Here is an 18,301-nt window from a genome sequence, read left to right on the forward strand (position 1 = left end):
CCTCAGCGCGCCGGAGCGGGGACCAGCCGGAACGCGATGAACGCCGGACACTCCTCCAGCCGGGCGTAGTCGGCGGGGAACCGCTCGGCCATCGCCGGGACGGGCCTCGGTTCGAGCAGCTCCTCGATGAGGAAGCCGGCCTCGCGGAACTGCGCGACGATCGACGTCAACGGCCGCCGCCACATCCGGACGGGCCAGTCGGCCTCGTCATTCAGCGACTCCTCGACCGGCTCCTCGGCGAAGTAGGAGCCGCCGAGGCGCAGCCACGCGGTCATGGGGTGCTCGGTCGACAGGACCAGCGCGCCCCCGGGCGCCAGGACGCGCCGCAGTTCGCGGAGCAGCGCGACCTGGTCGTCGAGGTAGTGCACCGCCAGCGCCATCAGCACCAGGTCGACCGATCCGTCCGGCACCCAGTCGAGGGGCTCGGACAGGTCGTGCACCCTGAGGTCGGCCCGCCCGCCGGAACGGTCCCGGGCCAGCTCCACGAACGTCGGACTCTGGTCGCATCCGATGACCCGCGCGCCGCGCCGGAGCAGCTCCGCGGCGTAGAACCCGGGGCCGCACGCGGCGTCCAGGACCGTCTTCCCGCTGACGTCGCCGGCGAGCCCCAGCACGGCCGGACGATCGTAGAGGGCGTTGTAGGCCCCGCCCTCGGCGTGGACGGCGTACTCCTCGGCGAATGCTTCGTACATGGATCCGTTCGGCATCCTCCCGATACTGCCATGAATGATCAACGACGTCCTGACCTTCCGGTCAGGACGGGGGTCCGACCCGCTGCGCCTCCCGCTTCGCCGCGCGGACCCGTTCGGAGTGCCGGCCCAGCTCCGCGACCCGCTCCTCGTCGCGGGTGAGGTTGGCGCCGGTCGCCGGGTCGAAGATGTGCAGCCCGGCGGTGTCGATCCACAGCTCCGCCTCCTCGCCCGCGACGATCGGGCTGCTCGCGTCCAGCGCCACCACGGCCTGCGTGCGCATCTGGTCGCCGTCGAGCTCGCGCGACAGCTCGCGGAGCCGCGCGGTGAGGTCCTCCGGCGCCTCGTAGGGGACGTAGGCGTACTGCTCGTTGCCGAGCCACTCGGTCACGTCCACCCGGACCCGCACGACCGCGCCGCGCTCCCGCTTGGCGGCGCCGACGAGCGCGGCGTCCTCGAAGCTCTCCGGGCGGAGCCCGACCAGGACGACCCGGCGGCCCGCGGCGGCGGCGGCCTTGCGCTCGTCGCGCAGCTCGAACCGGCCGAGCGGGGTCGCCAGGACCGTCCCCTCGACCGACGCGGGCAGGAAGTTCATCGACGGCGAGCCGATGAACCCGGCCACGAACAGGTTCTCGGGCTGCTCGTACAGCTCGCGCGGGCTGCCCACCTGCTGGAGGACGCCCTTGCGCAGCACCGCGACCCGGTCGCCGAGCGTCATCGCCTCGGTCTGGTCGTGCGTGACGTAGACGGTGGTGACGCCGAGGCGCCGCTGGAGCCGGGCGATCTCGGTGCGCATCTGGCCGCGCAGCTTGGCGTCGAGGTTGGACAGCGGCTCGTCGAACAGGAACGCGTCGGCCTGCCGGACGATCGCCCGGCCCATCGCGACGCGCTGCCGCTGCCCGCCCGACAGGTTCGCGGGCTTGCGCTCCAGGTGGTCGGTCAGCTCCAGCAGCCCGGCGGTGTCGGTGACGCGGCGGCGCACCTCGTCGTCCGGCCGTTTGGCGAGCCGCAGCGGGAACGCGATGTTCTCGAAGACGGTGAGGTGGGGGTAGAGGGCGTAGTTCTGGAAGACCATCGACAGGTTCCGCCGCCGGGGCGCGACGGTGTTGACGACCCGCTCCCCGATCCGCATCTCCCCGGAGGTGATGTCCTCCAGCCCGACGATCATGCGGAGCAGGGTCGACTTCCCGCAGCCGGACGGCCCGACCAGGATCATGAACTCGCCGTCCCGCACGTCCAGGGACACGTCGTTCACGGCCGGGAACCCGTCGCCGTACCTCTTGACGATGTTGCTCATGGTGATGGCGGCCATGGTTCTCCTCTAGCCCTTGACGGCGCCGGACGTGAGCCCGGCGACGATGCGGCGCTGGAACAGCAGGACGATGACGACGACGGGCACGGTCACCACGACCGCCGCCGCGCAGATGGCCGTGGTGGGCTGCTCGAACTGCGACTCGCCGGTGAAGAACGCCAGCGCCGCCGGCACCGGGCGGGCGCGGTCGGTCGAGGTCAGCGAGATGCCGAAGACGAAGTCGTTCCAGCAGAAGAAGAAGGTGAGGATCGCGGCGGTGAACACCCCGGGCGCCGCCAGCGGCACGATCACCTTGCGGAACGCCTGCCAGGTGGTGGCGCCGTCGACCTGCGCGGCCTGCTCCATCTCCCACGGGATCTCGCGGAAGAACGCCGACAGCGTCCAGATCGCCAGCGGCAGCGCGAACGAGATGTAGGGGATGATCAGCCCCGGCCAGGTGTCGTACAGGCCGACGTCGCGCCACAGGTCGAACAGCGGCCCGACCAGCGACACCACCGGGAACATCGCGATGGCCAGCGCGAACGACAGGATGAGCCGCTTGCCGGGGAACTCCAGCCGCGCGATCGCGTACGCGACCAGCGTCGCGAACACCACCCCGACCACGGTGGCGATCACCGAGATGCCGATCGAGTTGACCAGCGCCGCGGTGAACAGATCGGTCTCGAAGACCGTCCGGTAGTTCTCCCAGGTCCAGGTGTGCGGGAGGAACCCCCGCTGGTTGCCGATCTCACCGGGCCGCTTGAAGGACAGCATCACGATCCACAGGATCGGGAACACCGTCCAGACCAGGATGAGGAGCGAGACCGCGATCCACATCGCCTTGGCACGGGCCGTCTCCATCAACGATCACCTCGCACCTGGGACAGGTCCACCCGGAACCCCTTGATGAACACGGCGGCGATGAGCACCACCGACAGGAACAGCAGCACCCCGACGGCGTCGCCCAGCCCGATCGCGGTCCGGGTGATGGTCTGCCGGTAGGCCAGGAACGACAACGTCTCGGTCCGCTGCTGGCCCGAGGTCATCACGTAGACGTTGTCGAAGATCCGCCACGCGTCCAGCGTGCGGAACAGCGCCGCGACCATGATCGCGGCCTTCATGTTCGGGATCGTCACCCGCCACAGCCGCTGCCAGGCGGTGGCGCCGTCGACCGTGGCGGCCTCGCCGAGGTCGCCCGGCACCTGCGCCAGCCCGGCGAGCAGCAGCAGCGACACGAACGGGGTGGTCTTCCAGATCTCCGACAGGACCACCACCGACAGCGACGACCAGCGGCCCGAGAACCAGGCGCGGTCGCCGAGCCCGAGCCAGGAGTCGACGAACCCCGACTGGAGGTCGAAGGCGTACTTCCAGGCGAACGCCGAGATCACCGTGACGATCCCGTACGGCAGCAGGATCGCGGTGCGGACGGTGCGCCGGGCGAAGACCGCGCGGTGCATCACCATCGCCAGCCCGAACCCGATCACCAGCTCCACCCCCACGGTGACCACCGTGACCACGAAGGTGGTGAACACGTCCTGCCAGAACAGCGCGTCGCCGAGCACGGTGGTGTAATTGCCGAAGCCGACGAACCTGCGGTCGTCCGGCGCGGTGATCCGGTAGCTGAACATCGACAGGTACACCGCGTTGACCAGCGGGTACGCGGTCACCAGCAGCATGATGGCCACCGCGGGAGCCGACAGCAGGAGCCCGAGGCGGCGTTCGGCGCGGCTGCGGTCCGAGCGCTCGGCGCGGCCCTGGCGGAGGCCGGCGACCGGCGCCGGTTGCACTGCGGTCATGATCCGTCCCCTCAGAGCAGCACCTGGCCGCACAGGACCCGGCGGATGAACGTGCTGGACCGGCCCGGCGTCGTCTCGGGACGCACCGAGGCCGGCGGATGCCATCTGCTCTGCACGGCCCCGGACACGTCCGGGTAGTACGGGGTGATCGGCCGCGGCGCCGCGGCACCGATCGAGTCGCGGATCAGCCTCGCCATCGGGAACTCCGCGACGACCTCGGGGTCGTCGTAGACCTCCGCGCGGGCCGCCGGGTTGCCCGAGTCGATCATGTACTTCTTCATGTTGGCGGTGGAGGTGACGCACCCGACCGCGTCGACCGCGAGGGTGCTCCGGTACCGGCCGTACGCGCCGATGCCGAGCTCGATGCCGCCGAACGGGGGCCTGGCCGGCCGCCCGGCGTCGACCGCCGGGTAGGGGGCCCAGCCGAGGTCGGCGGGGATGCCCTGGTCGATCACGCCGTCCCGGGCGTCCCCGTTCTCGGCCCGCCAGATGTAGCCCCAGTTGACCATGAACCCGCCGTGCGGGCCGTTCAGCAGCGACCTGGCCTGCTCCTCGATGTCGGTGGACAGCGTCGGGCTGGCCGCCTTCGACCGGGCCAGCCGGGAGATGACCGCCGCGGCCCGCTCGCCGGCCGGGGAGCCGATGCCGATGCTGGCGTCCTCGCCCTTCTCGGTGTCACCGATGATCTGACCCCCGGCGGACGCGACGAGCGCGTTCACCCACGCCATGTAGCCCTCGTACTTGTTGCCCTGCACGCCGACCGTGGTGCCGCTCCGCACCGCCGCGTCGATCAGCGCGTCCCAGGTGAAGCCGGGCGCCTCCGGGTCGACCCCGGCCTTCTCCGCGGCGGACTTGCGGTACCAGAGGAGCTGGGTGTTGGCCCAGAACGGCGCCGCGTAGAGCCGGCCCTCCCAGGTGGAGTTGCGCACCGCCGGCGCGAACACGCCCCGGGTGAGGCGCGCCGCCTCGCGCGCGGGGAACGGGCGGAGGAACCCGGCGTTGGCGGCCTCGGCGACGAACACCGGGTCGAGGCTCATGATGTCGAGCCCCGCGTCCTTGGCCGCCAGCCGCCGGACCAGTTGCTCGCGCTGCTGGGTCGCGTCGTTCGGCAGCACCGAGGTCCTGATCCGGTACCGGCCGCCGGACTCCCGCGTACACGCCGCGGCCAGCCTGGCCTGCCCGCCGTCATCGGGGTTGATGTACCAGGTGAGGGTCGGCGTGCTGCCCCCGCCACCGCACGCGGCGAGCCCGCCTGCGAGCAGCACCGCCACCGCCGCCACCGCCGCGCCCCGCCCCGCGCGGCCGGCCGGCCGCCCGGTCCGTCGTCTCCGCGCGCGCCCCGCCGTCCGTCTCGCTCGTGCCGCTGGTGTGCCTCGTGCCGTTCGTGCGGCTCGTCCGACTCGCTCGACCATCGGGCCTCCCGACGCCTTCCCACCACGTCGCGGGCACTGCCTCTCAACGCCTCGGCGACCCGGTGCGCGAGCCGGCCGCATTTCTCGGCCGCCCCCGTGCCGGGCCGCATTCCCGTGGCGGGACGATCTCCACTCAAACACCGGGTCCCGGAACTGTCGAGATGTGTCATCGGACCGACTGACAAACGTGACCAGAGCGATCGGACGCTACGTCGAAAAGCTCAAATACCAGACGAATCGATCGGACATCGTGCGCGCCCATGGGCGCCTCTGCGCGGCCAACGACACTGAAATGATCGACATGATGCCCTCACCCCTACTGGGCCGTCACCTGCGATATCCGTGATCACACCCCGATTTCGCGCGGCGCTCCGGCGCCGAGAAGCCCCCGATGCCGCGACGAGTGGCGAGGTGACCTATGGCAAGTCGACACGGAGCGAACCGATACGTTGGGGAATGCCGGATATGCGGCATCGGATTGTAGATCGCCCTGCATGCGAACTCCCCAGGCGGGCCAGCCGGCACGCCGCCACCCGGCAGAACACGAGGTATTCGCGGCCTTCTTTCGAGGTAATTCTTCTGTCACCAAAAGGTGCGGAAGCCCCCCCGGATCGCGGAGCGGTACGGTGACCGGCGCGGAACGGGTTCACCCCAGAAGATCCCCCTTCGGGAGGAACCGTCCTCTGGCCGGCCGGGTCAGAATCAGACAACGCCCACATAGCGCCAGACGGGTCGCGGCTGCCCGCCTCTGAGTTCTGCGAGGTACGAAGCAGTGACCACCCCCGACCCCCAGGCCGACGGCCCGCACGGGCGAGCCCTCCGTCCGGACCTGACCAAGCGCCCCTCGCCCCCACCTTCGGAGCGATCCGATCCGGCCACGCCGCCGGTCGGCCCGCCGGTCGCCCCGCCGGCCGGACCGGCGGGACCAGCCTGGCTGGTCGTTCCGCTGCGCGTGGTCGCGCTGATCGTCATCGTCCCGATCCGCCTGGTGTACGACCTGGTCCTGCTGTGCGGGCGGGGCGTCCGGACCGGATGGCGCGGCCTGATGCGCGTGCCCACCGGGATCGCGTGGACGCTGCGGGCGATCGGCCGGGCCCTGCACGCATGGCTGCTCGGCCCGATCGGGCGCGGCCTGGCGGCGGCCGGACGCGCCGTCGCGGCCGTCCTCGCGCGGCTCGGGTCCGGGCTCGCGACCCTCCTCGCGTGGCTCGCGTCCGGCGCGGCCCTGCTCTTCACGATCCTCCTGATCCGGCCGCTGGGCTGGATCCTCTCCACGCTCCTCGCACCGGTCGGCCGCCTCCTCGCCGCGCTCGCCTCGGCGGTCGCGGCGGTGGTCCGCGCCGGGCTGCGCCTGATCGGCCGCCTCCTCGACCTCGTCCTGCTCCGCCCGCTGCGCGCCCTGGGCCGCGGGGCCCGCGCCGTCCTGCGCGCGTTCGGCGCCGGGCTGGCCTTCCTCGGCGCGAGCATCGCCGCCGTGCTCAGCGCCATCGGCCGGGCCGCCACCCTGGTCTTCGGCGCCATCGGCGCGGGCCTGGCCTGGTTCGCCGTCCGGACGGGCCGGGTGCTCCTGCTGATCGTGAAGGGCATCGCGGCCGGTGTGGCCGCGCTGTTCGCGTTGCTGATCGTGGTGCCGCTGGCGCTGCTGTGGCAGTACCTCCTGCGTCCCCCGCTGGCCATGCTCGGATGGCTCGGACGCCACATCGTGCACGCGGTGGCGGGCGCGGCGAGCGCCGTCGGCACCGCGCTGGTGTGGGCGTGGCGGCTGCTCGGACGGGCCCTCGCGGCGCTGTGCCGCGTCGTGTTCGTCCTCCCGGCGCTGGCCCTGTGGCGCTACGTGCTGGCACCGACCGGACGGGCCGGCGCGGCGACCTGGCGGCTCGCCGCCCGGGTCGTGCGGTGGCTCTGGCGCACCCTCGTGGTCGCTCCGGCCCACCGGGTCCGGTCAGGCGTCCTGCACCCGATGCGGACGGGTCTCGCCCATGCCTGGCGGCGCACGGTCGGCGACCCCGCCCGCGCGGCGCGGCGCAGCCTTGCCGTCGCCCGGCAGAGCGTCCGGACCACGATGCGCGACGCCGGACGCGACGTCCGGCTGCAACTACGCCGCGCCTTTCGTCGCTGACCGGAAGGCGCCGGCCCCGCAAGGTACGGGACCGGCGCGTTCACCGAGGTGTCATTCCTGTTCGTCGACCTGGTCCGCCGCCTGCTCGACGGACTGGTCGTTCAGCTGGTCGGCGGCCTGCTCGCGCGAACGCTCGCGCATCCTGCGGAGCAGCTCCTTCTTCTCGGCGAGCGGATCGCCGCCTCCAGGCCCCGCTCCGGCGCCGCCTCGCAGCGCCTTGCGCGGGATGGACCTGCGCTGGCCGCCGACGCCCAGCAGGCCGTTACGGCCGCGGCTCTTGGACATGTGGATCTCCCGTTCGGGCTGGTGTGCTCAGGACGTGCGCGCACCAGGTCCGGCCGCTCGGGAGCGAGCGTCAAGCGCCGATCGCGACGCGTCCGGACCCGGGGGCCGGACGGTGGCGGATCAGGCGTTGCAGGGCGGGCCACCAAGCGGTGGCCCAGACATTGGTCAGCATGGGTCCACGGTAGGCCGCGCCCGACCCGCCCCTCAATCCCATTTCGCGGCGGGCGGCTGGGATACTCGATCCCGATGTACCGACTCGTGTTCTCACTGCTCATCGCCAGGGTCTCCGCGGAGACCGTCCACCACCTGACGCTGCGGGCGCTCCGCGCGGTCCAGGCCGTCCCCGGCGCCGCCGCGCTGCTGCGCCGCGTGCTGGCCCGCCGCGATCCGGCGCTCGCTGTGCGGGCGCTCGGGCTGGAGTTCCCCAGCCCGCTCGGCCTCGCCGCCGGCTTCGACAAGGACGCCGTGGCCTACGACGCGCTGGGCGCGTTCGGGTTCGGGCACGTCGAGATCGGGACGGTCACCGGCCGCCCGCAGCCGGGCAACCCGAAGCCGCGGCTGTTCCGCCTGGTCCCCGACCGGGCCGTCGTGAACCGGATGGGCTTCAACAACCAGGGCTCCGAGGCCGCCGCCGAGCGGCTGCGCGGCCGGGGGCCCGGCACGATCGTCGGCGTCAACATCGGCAAGACCAAGGTCGTCCCCGAGGCCGAGGCCGCCGCCGACTACGTGGCGAGCGCCGAGCGGCTCGCCCCGTACGCCGACTACCTCGTGGTGAACGTCAGCTCGCCCAACACCCCCGGCCTGCGGAACCTCCAGGCCGTCGAGCACCTGCGCCCGCTGCTGGCCGCCGTCCGCGAGGCCGCCGACCGGGTCACCGCGCGCCGCGTCCCGCTGCTGGTCAAGATCGCCCCCGACCTGGCCGACGCCGACGTGGACGCGGTCGCCGACCTCGCCGTCGAACTCGGGCTCGACGGCGTCATCGCGACCAACACCACGATCGCGCGGGACGGCCTGGCGTCCGCCGCCGCCCTGGTGAAGGAGACCGGCGGGCTGTCCGGCGCCCCGCTCAAGGAGCGCTCGCTGGAGGTGCTGCGCCGCCTGCGCGCCCGCGCCGGAGACCGGCTCGTGCTCATCTCGGTCGGCGGCGTCGAGAACGCCGACGACGTCTGGGAACGGATCCGCGCGGGCGCGACCCTGGTCCAGGGCTACACCGCGATGATCTACGGCGGCCCGCTCTGGGCGCACCGCGTCCAGAGCGACCTGTCCCGGCGGCTGCGCGGCAGCGCCTTCGCCACCCTCGACGAGGCCCGCCGCTAACACCGGTCCGCCCCGCCCTGGCTCAGCTCAGCTCAGCGAGGCGATCTCGAAGAAGCCGTCGGCGACGAGTTCGGGCAGCACGGCCGCCGCGTGCGCCCGCGCCTCCTCCGGGTCGATCCCGGTGAGCTGGGCGATCGCGTCCAGCAGCGGCCCGAGCGGCAGCGTGCCGTCACAGACTCCCGCGAGGCCCGCCTCCACGGTGCCGACCCCGGTCGCGCGGCGCAGCCGCCCGGACTGCCGCAGCAGGATGCGTTCGGGGTCCTCGGCCCCCGGCGGCCCGACCTGTTCCTGGACGACCCCCGCCGCGGTGCGCAGCCGGACCCGGTCGAGCCCGCCCGACTGTCCACAGGCTGTGGAAAACTCCCGGGAACCGGAGACCCCGTCGAGAACGTGTCCCACATACCCGCCGACCGGCTGCTCGACGGCGTGCCGAAGCTCCTCGACACGGACGGTCGGCGCGGCGGCACCGGTGCGCCGCAACGTGATCCAGCCGAAGCCGATCCCGGTCACGCCCTGCCGCTCGAAATCGTCCAGCCACGCGTCGTAGCGGGACCGGTACTCGGCCGTGCCGGACTCGCAGGAATCGCGCAGCCACAGCTCGGCGTACTCGGCCGGATCCTGGACGTCGCGCTGCACGATCCAGCCGTCGCACCCGGACTCCCGGGCCCATCCGCCGACGCGCTCCTCCCAGGGAACACCCTCGATATGCAGCCAATTCGCCAGGAACTGGCAGTGCCCGCCGTCGTTCAGCAGGCCCGGCGCCCCGGTCACCAGGCGCCGGCAGAACTCGTCCCCCGGCAACCCCGACTCCCGGTAGACCAGCCGCCCCGAGGGCCCGACGACGAAGGGCGGATTGGACACGATCAGGTCGAACCGGCGGTCGCGCACCGGCTCCAGCAACGAGCCCTCCAGCAGCTCCACCCCGTCCAGCCCGGAGAGCGCGAAGCTCATCGCGGCCAGCCGCAGGGCGCGCGGGTTGACGTCGGTCGCGGTGATCCGGGCGGGCCGTGGCCGCGCCGCCCGGTCCGCGACGTGCAGCGCCTGCACGCCGCATCCGGTGCCCAGATCCAGAAAGTTATCCACAGGGCTGTGGACGACCAGCCGGGCGAGACTCCCGGACGCGCCGCCCACACCGACCACATGATCGGCCCCCAGGACGGCGCCGTCCCCCGGCCGGACCTTCAGGTCCGACACGGCATACCCGGCATGGCCGCCGTTCACCGACTCCAGCGGCTCGACGTGCAGAACCGCCCGCACCTCCCCGGCGGACACCCCGGCCAGGCCCGCGGCGACCAGGACGTCCGCGAGGCCCTTCATCCCCGGCGCGTCCGCGGGCACGGGCACCTGGAGCCAGAACAGCCGGGTCAGCGCCTCCAGCTCCGTCCCGCCGCCCGTCGCGCGCAGGGCCGGGACGATCTCGTCGCGCGCCAGCGCCCCGCCGGCGACCGGGCCGAGCAGCTCCCGCACCCCCGCGACGGTGTACCCCGCCTCGTCGAAGGCGGCACGGACGGGACGCAGGAGCGGGAGGGGCTCATGATGATCAGGCATCCGCCAATCCTGCCCGCTCCCCGCGCCGCCGTCCGCCCAACCCCGCACGGCGAGTCGGCCCCAGGCGCCGCGACCGCCCCAGCGTCCCGCCGCCGCGCCCTGTCCAGCATCATGGACGCGAGCGCACGGGGGGACGGCGTTGACCATGGCTGTACAGCTGAGCTGGCTGCGGACGTTCGTGACCGTCTACCGCCTCGGCTCCTTCACCAAGGCGGCGCATCGGCTGGAGCTCTCCCAGCCGGCCGTCACCCACCAGATCCGCACCCTCGAACGCGAGCTCGGCACCGCGCTCTTCGAACGCCTCCCGCAGGGCGCGGTCCCCACCGCCGCCGCGGAGGCCCTGGTCCGCGACGTGCAGGGCCCGGTCGACGCGCTCGACTCCGTGGTGGACCGGCACTTCGGCGACGGTCCCGGCGGCCATCGGCTGTACATCGGCGGGCCGGTGGAGCTGATCACCTCCTGGGTGGTCCCGGCCGTCGGCGAGCTGGTCGCCGGCGGGCTGCGGCTGAGCTTCGGCCTCGGCCTCGCCGACGACCTCCTGCGCGACCTGGTGGCCGGCGACCACGACCTGGTCCTGTCGACCGTCCGGCCCCGGCTGCGCGGGATCACCGCCAAGACCCTCGGCGACGAGGAGTTCGCGCTGCTGGCCTCCCCCGAGCTGGCCGGGCGCCTCCCGCTCGGCCGGATCACCGAGGAGGAGGGCGCGGCCGTCCTCGCCGGCTGCCCGCTGATCGCCTACGCCGAGACACTGCCGATCATCCGCCGCTACTGGCTCACCGTCTTCGGGGTGCGTCCGGCCGCCGCGCTCGCCCTCGTCGTCCCGGACCTGCGCGGCGTGCTGGCCGCCGTCCGCGCCTCCGCCGGGATCTCGGTGCTCCCCACCTACCTCGCGGCGGGCGCGCTCGCCCGCGGCGAGGTGGTCAGGCTGCTGCGGCCCGAGCTCCCGCCGGTCGACACCTTCTACCTCGCCACCCGCGAGGGGGACCTGAACCGCCCCGATCTGGCGCTGCTCCACGACCACCTGATGGAGAAGGCCCGGCTGTGGACCTGACCGGGCCCGGCGGCGCCACCGAGGGCGGAGCCGGGAACGGGCCGCGCCTCCGGATCAGGCCAGGTACGCCCCGAAGCCCTTGGCCAGGGACTCGGCGATGCGCTGCCGGAACGGCGCGCTCGACAACTTGGCCGCGTCCGACTTGTTGCGCATGTTCCCGCACTCGATGAAGACCTTCGGCACCGTGGAGGTGTTGAGCCCACCGAGGTCGGAGCGCGGGTCGAGCGCCTTCTTGCCGAGGTAGGTCGAATAGGCGATGCCGGTGCCCGAGTGGTACGCGTCGCGCAGCGACCGGCCCAGCTTCAGCGAGGCGGGCACCGCCTTGGTGTTGCCGCCGCCCTTCACCGCGATCGGCTCGATGATGTGGAACCCGTGCCCGGACGCGGCGGCGCCGTCGGCGTGGATCGACAGCGCCGCGTCCGCGTGGGCCTTGTTGCCGACCGCGGCGCGCTCGGTGACGCAGGGCCCCACCCCGGTGTCGTTCGGACGGGTCAGCAGCACCTTGGCGCCGTCCGCGCGCAGCAGCTTGGCCAGCCGGTTGGACACGTCCCAGGTGAAGGCGTGCTCGTCGTACCCGGCGTTGGTGCTCGTGCCGGTGGTGTCGCACTCCTTGTGCCCGTTGCCGATGTCGACCTGCTTGGCGATCTCGGCCGGGTGCGAGGTGTTGCCGCCGTTGTGCCCCGGGTCGAGAACGATCACCTTCCCGTGCAGCGGCTCCCCGCCCTGCCCCGGCTGCGGCGAGGCGCCGTCCGGGCCGCGCGCGCCCGCGGGCGCGGTCGCCCCGGCGGTCGGCGGCGCGGCGGTCTCATCCGGCCCCCCGGACGCCTTGGAGGAATCGCCGCACGCGGCGAGCGCGCCGAGGCACAGCGCGATACCGGCGACCGCGGAGCCGCCTTGAAGGATGCGCACAGCCCGTTCCCCCCGTGATGAGTTCGTTATCGACCCTGACAGTCTGCACACCGCCGTGCGTACGTCAAACGAAGTCGCCGAAATCACCCGGCGCCCGAACGACCGGTCAGCCGGGCGGGGCCTCACGGCCCAGCAGCGCGGCGAGGGCGCGCGCCTCGTCGGCGTCCAGCCCCAGCACCACGCGGGGCCGCCCCCACGGATGGTCGATCGAGTGGGTCACGTAGCTGGCGACGGACTCCGAGAGCCGGTCGGTCAGCCCGCGCGCGTACCGCCACTCGGCCCACGCGCGCTCCAACTCGCTCGCCGCGCGTTGCGCGGACGACACCAATTCCGGATCGCGCACGTTCCGACCCCCCCTGGGTGACCTCGGCCCTTCCCTGCGCCCCGCCCTGCGGCGGTCTCCCCCATTAACCCCCCGCGGGCCTTCCCCGGCCGGACGATCGAAGCAGGCTTGGCCCGTCCCTTACCTTCAGGCCACCGGTTCGGGACGGCGATCGACCTCGCGTGCACCGGCCACCTGACCGTCGCGGCACCGGACCGTCACGGCACCGGGACGGTCAGGTCACCGAGAAGGCCGGGCCACCGGATCAGGCCGCAGAGGCGGGCCGGGGCAGACCTGTCAGGGCAGGTCAGGTCACGAGGACGGGTCCCGTCTTGGGAACGGGGCCCGTCGTCGAGCGGACAACCAGGTGCGGCACGACCAGGTTCTGCCGGGGCACCCGCCCGGGGTCGCCGATCCGCGCGGTGAGCAGCTCGGCGGCCACCCGCCCCATGTCGCGGCGCGGCTGGTCGACGCTGGTCAGCGAGATGTGCCGGATCGCCGCCAGGTGCGTGTTGTCGTACCCGACGATCGACAGCCCGTCCGGCACCTCCAGCCCCAGCTCGTCGGCCGCCGACAGCGCGCCCGTCGCCACCAGGTCGTTCGGCGCGAAGATCGCGGTGGGCCGCGGGTCCCGGGTCAGCAGCGCGCGGGTGGCCCGGTAGCCGCCCTCCTCGGTGAAGTCACCCGCCTCCACCACGATCTCGTCGGTCAGCCCGTGCCGCCGCATCGCCTTCTCGTACCCCGCGCGCCGGTAGCGCGCGGTCGTCGAGCGGGCCCCCTCGATGTGCGCGATGCGCCGGTGCCCGAGGTCGACGAGATGGTCGACGGCCAGGCTGGCGCCGAGTTCGTCGTCGTCGACCACGATGTCGACCCCGACGACGTCGCGCTCGCCGACCACCACCACCGGGACGCTGGCCGCCGCCTCCTTGAGCGACTCGGGCACGACGCTGAGCAGCACCAGCCCGTCCACCCGCATCTCCAGGAACGCCTCGACCGCCTCGGCCTCGAACAGCGGATCCCACCGCCCGCTGCCCACCAGCATCCGCAGCCCGGCACCGTGCAGGCTCTCCTGCAACCCGTCGAGGAACTCGGCGAAGAACGGGTTGTGCAGGTCGGCCACGATCGCGCCGATCAGCCTGGTGCGCCCCTCCACCAGGCTGCGCGCGACGGCGTTCGGCCGGTATCCGAGCTCCCGCGCGGCCTGCAGCACCGCCTGCCTGCGCCGCTCGCTGACATGCGGCGACCCGCGCATCACCAGGGACACCAGCGACTTCGACACGCCCGCGCGCTCGGCGACGTTGCGGATGGTGGGCTTCGGCGCGGGCGCGGGCACGGTTCTCCCCTCGGTGCTGCTGCGCGGCGCGGGGACCGCGCCCTCTCCCGGCGCCGTCCTCTCGTTGCGCGGGGGGGTTCCTTCACCAGCTGACATGGCACTCCGTCCAGGGGGCCTGTAGGACCTGCCGCCGCGGCGCTCCGAGCCCGCTCCGGGGGTCGGCGCACCTTCCTCTCTCGCGAGGAGATGCCATGATGCCTCTCCTTCACCCCAAACCGTCGCAACAGTGAGTAACGGGCCGTCGCCAATGGGAGTTCGGGCCTGTGGTGTTCTGGATCACACTCCTGCGCGCGCCACCCGGGCGGCCGGGAAGAGGCCCGGCTCACCGGGCGTGACGTGCCTTCACGCATGCTCGGATACGCTGCCCGGGTGGGAGATCGTGCGGTGGCCGGAGGTAAGGCACAGAGCGGGCAGAGCGGGCGCGGCGGCAGTGGACGGAGCCGCCGCAGGCTCAGCGTCGACGAGCGGCGGGACGAGCTGATCAAGGCCGCGCTGCAACTGTTCAGCACCCGGTCGCCCGAGGACATCTCGATCGATGACGTGGCCGCCGCGGCGGGCGCCTCGCGCGCGCTGGTCTACCACTACTTCGGCGGGAAGTACGAGCTCTACATCGCGGCTCTGGCCAGCGCGGCCAAGCAGCTCTCGGTCCTGCTCGAACCGCCGACCGAGGGCCGGCCGCTCGAACGGCTCCAGATCTCGCTGGAACGCTACTTCGACTTCGTCGAGAGCCACGCCGCCGGCTTCACCGCGCTACTGCGCGGCGGCCCGGCCGACCGTTCGGGCGAGGTCGGCGAGATCGTGGACGGCATCCGGCAGCTCCTGCTGGGCCGGATCCTCCAGGCCGTCGGCGTCGAGTCGCCGCAGCCGATCCTGCGCATCACGCTGCGCTCCTGGATGGCCTCGGTGGAGACGGCCGGCCTCGACTGGCTGGAGAACCGCGACCTGACCCGCTCCGAACTGGAGCGCCTCCTGGTCGATCAGCTGATCGTCCTGCTGCACGTCGCCGGGCAGCACGACCCGGGCACCGGCGCCCTCTTCGACCGCCTCTCCAAGCAGGAGCTGAGCACCGAGCACTGACCCGCCGCCGGTCCCGGCCGGGGCGTCCCGGTGTTCTGAGCGTTCTGGACGGTCTGCGGGCATGCGAATGTCCCGTCCGCTGTCACGAACGGGACATCCGGTCGAACGGTGAGTGGCCCAGGACCGCGATTCTCGGATGATCGTGGTCCTGGACCGTCGTCCAGGAGGCCCCTGAACGCGTCCTCGCCCGAATGTCGTGCGAGGTTGTTCAGCGGCCTCCTGGGCGCCCCCCAATACTTGCGCGGCGTGCGTCCGGCGGGACCTGACGGCGCCCGCCGGTCGGAGTGCGCTACTCCGATCGCTGCTGCGGGATTCCCGCCAGCAGCGCCCGCACCTCAGCCTCGCGGTAGCGCCGGTGTCCCCCCAAGGTGCGGATGGACGTCAACTTTCCAGCCTTCGCCCACCGAGTGACGGTCTTGGGGTCGACGCGGAACATCGTCGCCACCTCTGCCGGCGTCAGCAGGGGCTCGGCCTCTGGCGTACGTGCTGACATGTGTGCGGCCTCTCCTCCGTGGACCGATGACAGCGATCCTGCGATTGATCCTCGCGCGGTCACGATGTCCCCTATGGCCCGAAAGAGCCACTATGACATCACAACGTGTAACCTTGCCACCACTCAACGCAACAAGCAAGTACCTGGCATCAGGTGCGTAGGAACATCCATGAACGCGGCACCCTGCCTGCGTGTTACATGGCCACTGGGTCACGCTGCGTGATTCTAGCGACACGTATAGTCGTATCGCGCGCGGATTCGGGAAATTTGTTCAGTTCGCACTCTCCAGGGCCCGTACGGGCCGCCAGCGAGCGAGGAGACGCTTGTACATCGCGACGGTGAGTTCCACCTCGCCCCGCGCCATCGCGGCGAGGGCGACGCCCGTCTCGGCCACCGACTGGTCGGCCCGGAGCGCCGCGTCGTCGAGCAGATGCACCAGCCCGCCGTAGTCGAGCTCCACCAGGGCGCGCGGATGGAACCCGTCCAGCCAGCGCTCGAGCGCCTCGAGCCGTCCCGCCGCGAGCAGGCCGCCCTCCCCGGTGCCGGGGCGGGCCCGCACGACCGGGATCGCGGTCCCGACGCGGCGGCGCGCCTCATACATCGAGGTGACGTAGATCAGCGTACGCGCCGGAGCGGCCGTCACAGGGCCACGACCTGCGGATTCACGCGAACCGTCCGCCGATCCGCGGTAGCCGGTGCCCGCCGCGCCCAGCAGCAGGCAGCGCTCGGTGCCGGCGAACGGAACGAACCAGGCCACCGGCACGTGCCAGTTGCTGGTCAGGATGTACGGGTGCAGCGGACGGCCCGACCGCTTCCACCGCTCGAACTCGCCCATCGCCCGCTCGGCCACCATCGGCGGGACGAACGAGGCCGCCGCCACCGCCGGCGTCTCCTGCCGGAATCGCGCGAAAGCCAGCCAGGAGCGCAGCCGGGTCTCCCACGGGCAGATGAAGATCATGTCGTCCGAGCGGCGCACGTAGGCGTCCGGGCTCTCCCGCTCCGGCACCACCTCGGGCGGCGCGGCGATCAGCCGGCGCGCGGCCTGCCGGTGCTCGACGCCGAGCGCGTGGATCCGCCGCGGGCGCCGCCGGGAGTCGGCATAGGCCGTCCACAGCGTCCGTGCCGGTTCCGGGAAGGCGGTCACCGGCTCATATACCCGTAGGTACGCGGCGTACGGAAGCACCATCGCATCGTGACACGAGCCGGAGCCGCACGGCGTCCTTCAAGGAGATGATCACACCTCCGCCGCGGCGGCGGGGGACCGGACGGGACGGCCCCGGCCGCCTTTAGTCTGATCCAGAGACAGAGAGGAGGGCACTACCGTGCCTAATGTCTTCGGGGCGCCCCACAAGGGCACCGAACCCCGACACGAGCAGGTCGTCTTCTGCCAGGACGAGGCCAGCGGCCTGCGCGCGATCATCGCGATCTACTCCACCGCGCTCGGCCCCGCGCTGGGCGGCACCCGCTTCTACCCCTACGGGTCGGAGGAGGACGCGCTCGCCGACGTGCTGAACCTGTCCCGCGGGATGGCGTACAAGAACGCCCTCGCCGGACTCGATCTCGGCGGCGGCAAGGCGGTCATCATCGGCGACCCCGCCACCGACAAGTCCGAGGCGCTGCTGCGGGCGTACGGGCGGTTCGTCCAGTCGCTGAACGGCCGCTACTACACCGCGTGCGACGTCGGCACCTTCAGCGAGGACATGGACGTCGTGGCGCGCGAGTCGCGCTTCGTGACCGGCCGGACGGCCGAGCACGGCGGCGCGGGCGACTCGTCCATCCTGACCGCCTTCGGCGTGTTCCAGGGCATGCGCGCCGCCGCCGAGACCGTCTGGGGCGGCCCGACCCTGCGCGGCCGGCGGGTCGGTGTCGAGGGCGTCGGCAAGGTCGGCCACCGGCTGGTCGACCACCTGCGCGAGGACGGCGCCGAGGTGGTGGTCTGCGACGTGAGCGAGCACGCGGTCGCCCGGGTGCGGGAGCGGCATCCGGAGGTCGAGGTCGTCGCCGACAACGACGCACTGATCCACAGCGGCCTGGACGTGTACGCGCCGTGCGCGCTCGGCGGGTCGCTCAACGACGCCACGGTGCCCGAGCTGACCGCCCGGATCGTGTGCGGCGCCGCGAACAACCAGCTCGCCCACACCGGCATCGAGAAGCAGCTCGCCGACCGCGGCGTGCTGTACGCCCCCGACTACACGGTCAACTCCGGCGGCGTGATCCAGGTCGCCGACGAGATCGACGGCTTCGACTTCGACCGCGCCAGGGCCAGGGCGTCCGGGATCTTCGAGACCACCCGGCGGATCTTCGCCCTCGCGGCCGACGAGGGCGTCCCCCCTGCGGTCGCGGCGGACCGCCTCGCCGAGCGGAGGATGTCCGAGATCGGCCGCCTGCGCGGAATCCTGCTCTAGCCGGCGAGCACCGCGCCCGGCCGCCCGGCCGCCCGCTCGCCCGCGCACGCCCCGCCGGGACATGTGTCCATGCAGTTACATTGAGTGACTGTTTCCGCTTGAACACACGCTCCGGCGGGGCGGCCCGACCCAAGTCGGTGAACTCGCAATCACCCGATACACTGGGGATCTCCGCAACGAGCGTGCCGCCACGTACCGACGATGTATCGAGCCGGGCGCAAAACGGGTACGGTTGGTTCCGTGACTGACGCATG

The 18,301-nt window shown here is 72.6% G+C and carries 18 protein-coding genes; 6 read left to right on the top strand and 12 right to left on the bottom strand.

Annotated elements, in window-relative coordinates; translation table 11 throughout:
* Positions 1-2: 2 nt before the first annotated feature.
* The 5 genes from OHA34_RS21850 to OHA34_RS21870 all read right to left on the bottom strand — a co-directional run bounded on the left by OHA34_RS21850 (position 3) and on the right by OHA34_RS21870 (position 5,056).
* Positions 3-692: a class I SAM-dependent methyltransferase gene (locus OHA34_RS21850; protein ID WP_285939862.1), complete on the bottom strand. Its 690-nt coding sequence runs from the start codon at positions 690-692 to the stop codon at positions 3-5.
* A gap of 61 nt (positions 693-753) precedes the next feature.
* Positions 754-2,001, bottom strand: a complete 1,248-nt coding sequence (locus OHA34_RS21855; protein ID WP_329518747.1) for an ABC transporter ATP-binding protein — start codon at positions 1,999-2,001, stop codon at positions 754-756.
* A 9-nt stretch (positions 2,002-2,010) separates the two neighbouring features.
* Positions 2,011-2,841, bottom strand: a complete 831-nt coding sequence (locus OHA34_RS21860; protein ID WP_329518748.1) for a carbohydrate ABC transporter permease — start codon at positions 2,839-2,841, stop codon at positions 2,011-2,013.
* Entirely contained in the window at positions 2,841-3,776 is a 936-nt protein-coding gene (locus OHA34_RS21865) for a carbohydrate ABC transporter permease (protein WP_329518749.1), read from the bottom strand. The genes OHA34_RS21860 and OHA34_RS21865 overlap by 1 nt, the downstream gene beginning before the upstream one ends.
* An 11-nt stretch (positions 3,777-3,787) precedes the next feature.
* Complete coding sequence (locus OHA34_RS21870) at positions 3,788-5,056, bottom strand: extracellular solute-binding protein (protein ID WP_329518750.1); 1,269 nt, start codon at positions 5,054-5,056, stop codon at positions 3,788-3,790.
* Positions 5,057-5,375: 319 nt separating this feature from the next.
* Here OHA34_RS21870 and OHA34_RS21875 point away from each other — a divergent pair, with 319 nt between their 5' ends.
* Positions 5,376-5,534: a hypothetical protein gene (locus OHA34_RS21875; RefSeq protein WP_329518751.1), complete on the top strand. Its 159-nt coding sequence runs from the start codon at positions 5,376-5,378 to the stop codon at positions 5,532-5,534.
* 426 nt (positions 5,535-5,960) lie between these two features.
* Positions 5,961-7,307 (top strand): hypothetical protein, encoded by a 1,347-nt coding sequence (locus tag OHA34_RS21880; RefSeq protein WP_329518752.1) that lies wholly within the window; start codon positions 5,961-5,963, stop codon positions 7,305-7,307.
* Positions 7,308-7,358: 51 nt separating this feature from the next.
* Here OHA34_RS21880 and OHA34_RS21885 read toward each other — a convergent pair whose 3' ends face one another.
* A complete protein-coding gene (locus OHA34_RS21885; RefSeq protein ID WP_285939856.1) occupies positions 7,359-7,592 on the bottom strand; it encodes a DUF6243 family protein in 234 nt (77 codons plus the stop codon).
* A gap of 246 nt (positions 7,593-7,838) precedes the next feature.
* On the opposite strand from OHA34_RS21885, the gene OHA34_RS21890 reads away from it, so the two are divergent.
* The gene (locus OHA34_RS21890) at positions 7,839-8,909 is read left to right on the top strand and encodes a quinone-dependent dihydroorotate dehydrogenase (protein WP_329518753.1); all 1,071 of its coding nucleotides are present in this window, start codon (positions 7,839-7,841) and stop codon (positions 8,907-8,909) included.
* 27 nt (positions 8,910-8,936) lie between these two features.
* On the opposite strand, the gene OHA34_RS21895 is transcribed toward OHA34_RS21890, so the two are convergent.
* Positions 8,937-10,457: a DUF7059 domain-containing protein gene (locus OHA34_RS21895; RefSeq protein ID WP_329518754.1), complete on the bottom strand. Its 1,521-nt coding sequence runs from the start codon at positions 10,455-10,457 to the stop codon at positions 8,937-8,939.
* A gap of 145 nt (positions 10,458-10,602) precedes the next feature.
* Here OHA34_RS21895 and OHA34_RS21900 point away from each other — a divergent pair, with 145 nt between their 5' ends.
* Positions 10,603-11,508 (top strand): LysR family transcriptional regulator, encoded by a 906-nt coding sequence (locus OHA34_RS21900; protein WP_329518755.1) that lies wholly within the window; start codon positions 10,603-10,605, stop codon positions 11,506-11,508.
* A 54-nt stretch (positions 11,509-11,562) separates the two neighbouring features.
* On the opposite strand, the gene OHA34_RS21905 is transcribed toward OHA34_RS21900, so the two are convergent.
* The 3 genes from OHA34_RS21905 to OHA34_RS21915 all read right to left on the bottom strand — a co-directional run bounded on the left by OHA34_RS21905 (position 11,563) and on the right by OHA34_RS21915 (position 14,168).
* Positions 11,563-12,417, bottom strand: a complete 855-nt coding sequence (locus OHA34_RS21905) for an N-acetylmuramoyl-L-alanine amidase (RefSeq protein ID WP_329518756.1) — start codon at positions 12,415-12,417, stop codon at positions 11,563-11,565.
* A gap of 106 nt (positions 12,418-12,523) precedes the next feature.
* Positions 12,524-12,760 (bottom strand): hypothetical protein, encoded by a 237-nt coding sequence (locus OHA34_RS21910; protein WP_285939852.1) that lies wholly within the window; start codon positions 12,758-12,760, stop codon positions 12,524-12,526.
* A 286-nt stretch (positions 12,761-13,046) separates the two neighbouring features.
* A complete protein-coding gene (locus OHA34_RS21915) occupies positions 13,047-14,168 on the bottom strand; it encodes a LacI family DNA-binding transcriptional regulator (RefSeq protein ID WP_285939851.1) in 1,122 nt (373 codons plus the stop codon).
* Positions 14,169-14,456: 288 nt separating this feature from the next.
* Here OHA34_RS21915 and OHA34_RS21920 point away from each other — a divergent pair, with 288 nt between their 5' ends.
* Complete coding sequence (locus tag OHA34_RS21920; protein ID WP_329518757.1) at positions 14,457-15,149, top strand: TetR/AcrR family transcriptional regulator; 693 nt, start codon at positions 14,457-14,459, stop codon at positions 15,147-15,149.
* Between the two features lie 289 nt (positions 15,150-15,438).
* On the opposite strand, the gene bldC is transcribed toward OHA34_RS21920, so the two are convergent.
* Both bldC and OHA34_RS21930 read right to left on the bottom strand, forming a co-directional pair.
* Positions 15,439-15,642 carry a developmental transcriptional regulator BldC gene (gene bldC, locus OHA34_RS21925; protein ID WP_012850682.1) on the bottom strand — a complete coding sequence of 68 codons (204 nt, stop codon included), beginning with the start codon at positions 15,640-15,642 and terminating at the stop codon, positions 15,439-15,441.
* 271 nt (positions 15,643-15,913) lie between these two features.
* Positions 15,914-16,786: a hypothetical protein gene (locus OHA34_RS21930; protein ID WP_329518758.1), complete on the bottom strand. Its 873-nt coding sequence runs from the start codon at positions 16,784-16,786 to the stop codon at positions 15,914-15,916.
* A 178-nt stretch (positions 16,787-16,964) separates the two neighbouring features.
* Between OHA34_RS21930 and OHA34_RS21935 the strand changes: the two genes are divergently transcribed.
* Positions 16,965-18,047 (top strand): Glu/Leu/Phe/Val family dehydrogenase, encoded by a 1,083-nt coding sequence (locus OHA34_RS21935; RefSeq protein WP_285939849.1) that lies wholly within the window; start codon positions 16,965-16,967, stop codon positions 18,045-18,047.
* Positions 18,048-18,301: the final 254 nt, after the last annotated feature.

Source organism: Spirillospora sp. NBC_01491, assembly GCF_036227065.1.
Classification (GTDB): domain Bacteria; phylum Actinomycetota; class Actinomycetes; order Streptosporangiales; family Streptosporangiaceae; genus Spirillospora; species Spirillospora xylanilytica.

Coding starts and splice junctions, on each gene's coding strand:
- OHA34_RS21850 (WP_285939862.1), bottom strand. CDS start 692: ATGTACGAAGCATTCGCCGAGGAGTACGCCGTCCACGCCGAGGGCGGG.
- OHA34_RS21855 (WP_329518747.1), bottom strand. CDS start 2,001: ATGGCCGCCATCACCATGAGCAACATCGTCAAGAGGTACGGCGACGGG.
- OHA34_RS21860 (WP_329518748.1), bottom strand. CDS start 2,841: ATGGAGACGGCCCGTGCCAAGGCGATGTGGATCGCGGTCTCGCTCCTC.
- OHA34_RS21865 (WP_329518749.1), bottom strand. CDS start 3,776: ATGACCGCAGTGCAACCGGCGCCGGTCGCCGGCCTCCGCCAGGGCCGC.
- OHA34_RS21885 (WP_285939856.1), bottom strand. CDS start 7,592: ATGTCCAAGAGCCGCGGCCGTAACGGCCTGCTGGGCGTCGGCGGCCAG.
- OHA34_RS21890 (WP_329518753.1), top strand. CDS start 7,839: ATGTACCGACTCGTGTTCTCACTGCTCATCGCCAGGGTCTCCGCGGAG.
- OHA34_RS21895 (WP_329518754.1), bottom strand. CDS start 10,457: ATGCCTGATCATCATGAGCCCCTCCCGCTCCTGCGTCCCGTCCGTGCC.
- OHA34_RS21900 (WP_329518755.1), top strand. CDS start 10,603: ATGGCTGTACAGCTGAGCTGGCTGCGGACGTTCGTGACCGTCTACCGC.
- OHA34_RS21915 (WP_285939851.1), bottom strand. CDS start 14,168: ATGTCAGCTGGTGAAGGAACCCCCCCGCGCAACGAGAGGACGGCGCCG.
- bldC (WP_012850682.1), bottom strand. CDS start 15,642: ATGTCAGCACGTACGCCAGAGGCCGAGCCCCTGCTGACGCCGGCAGAG.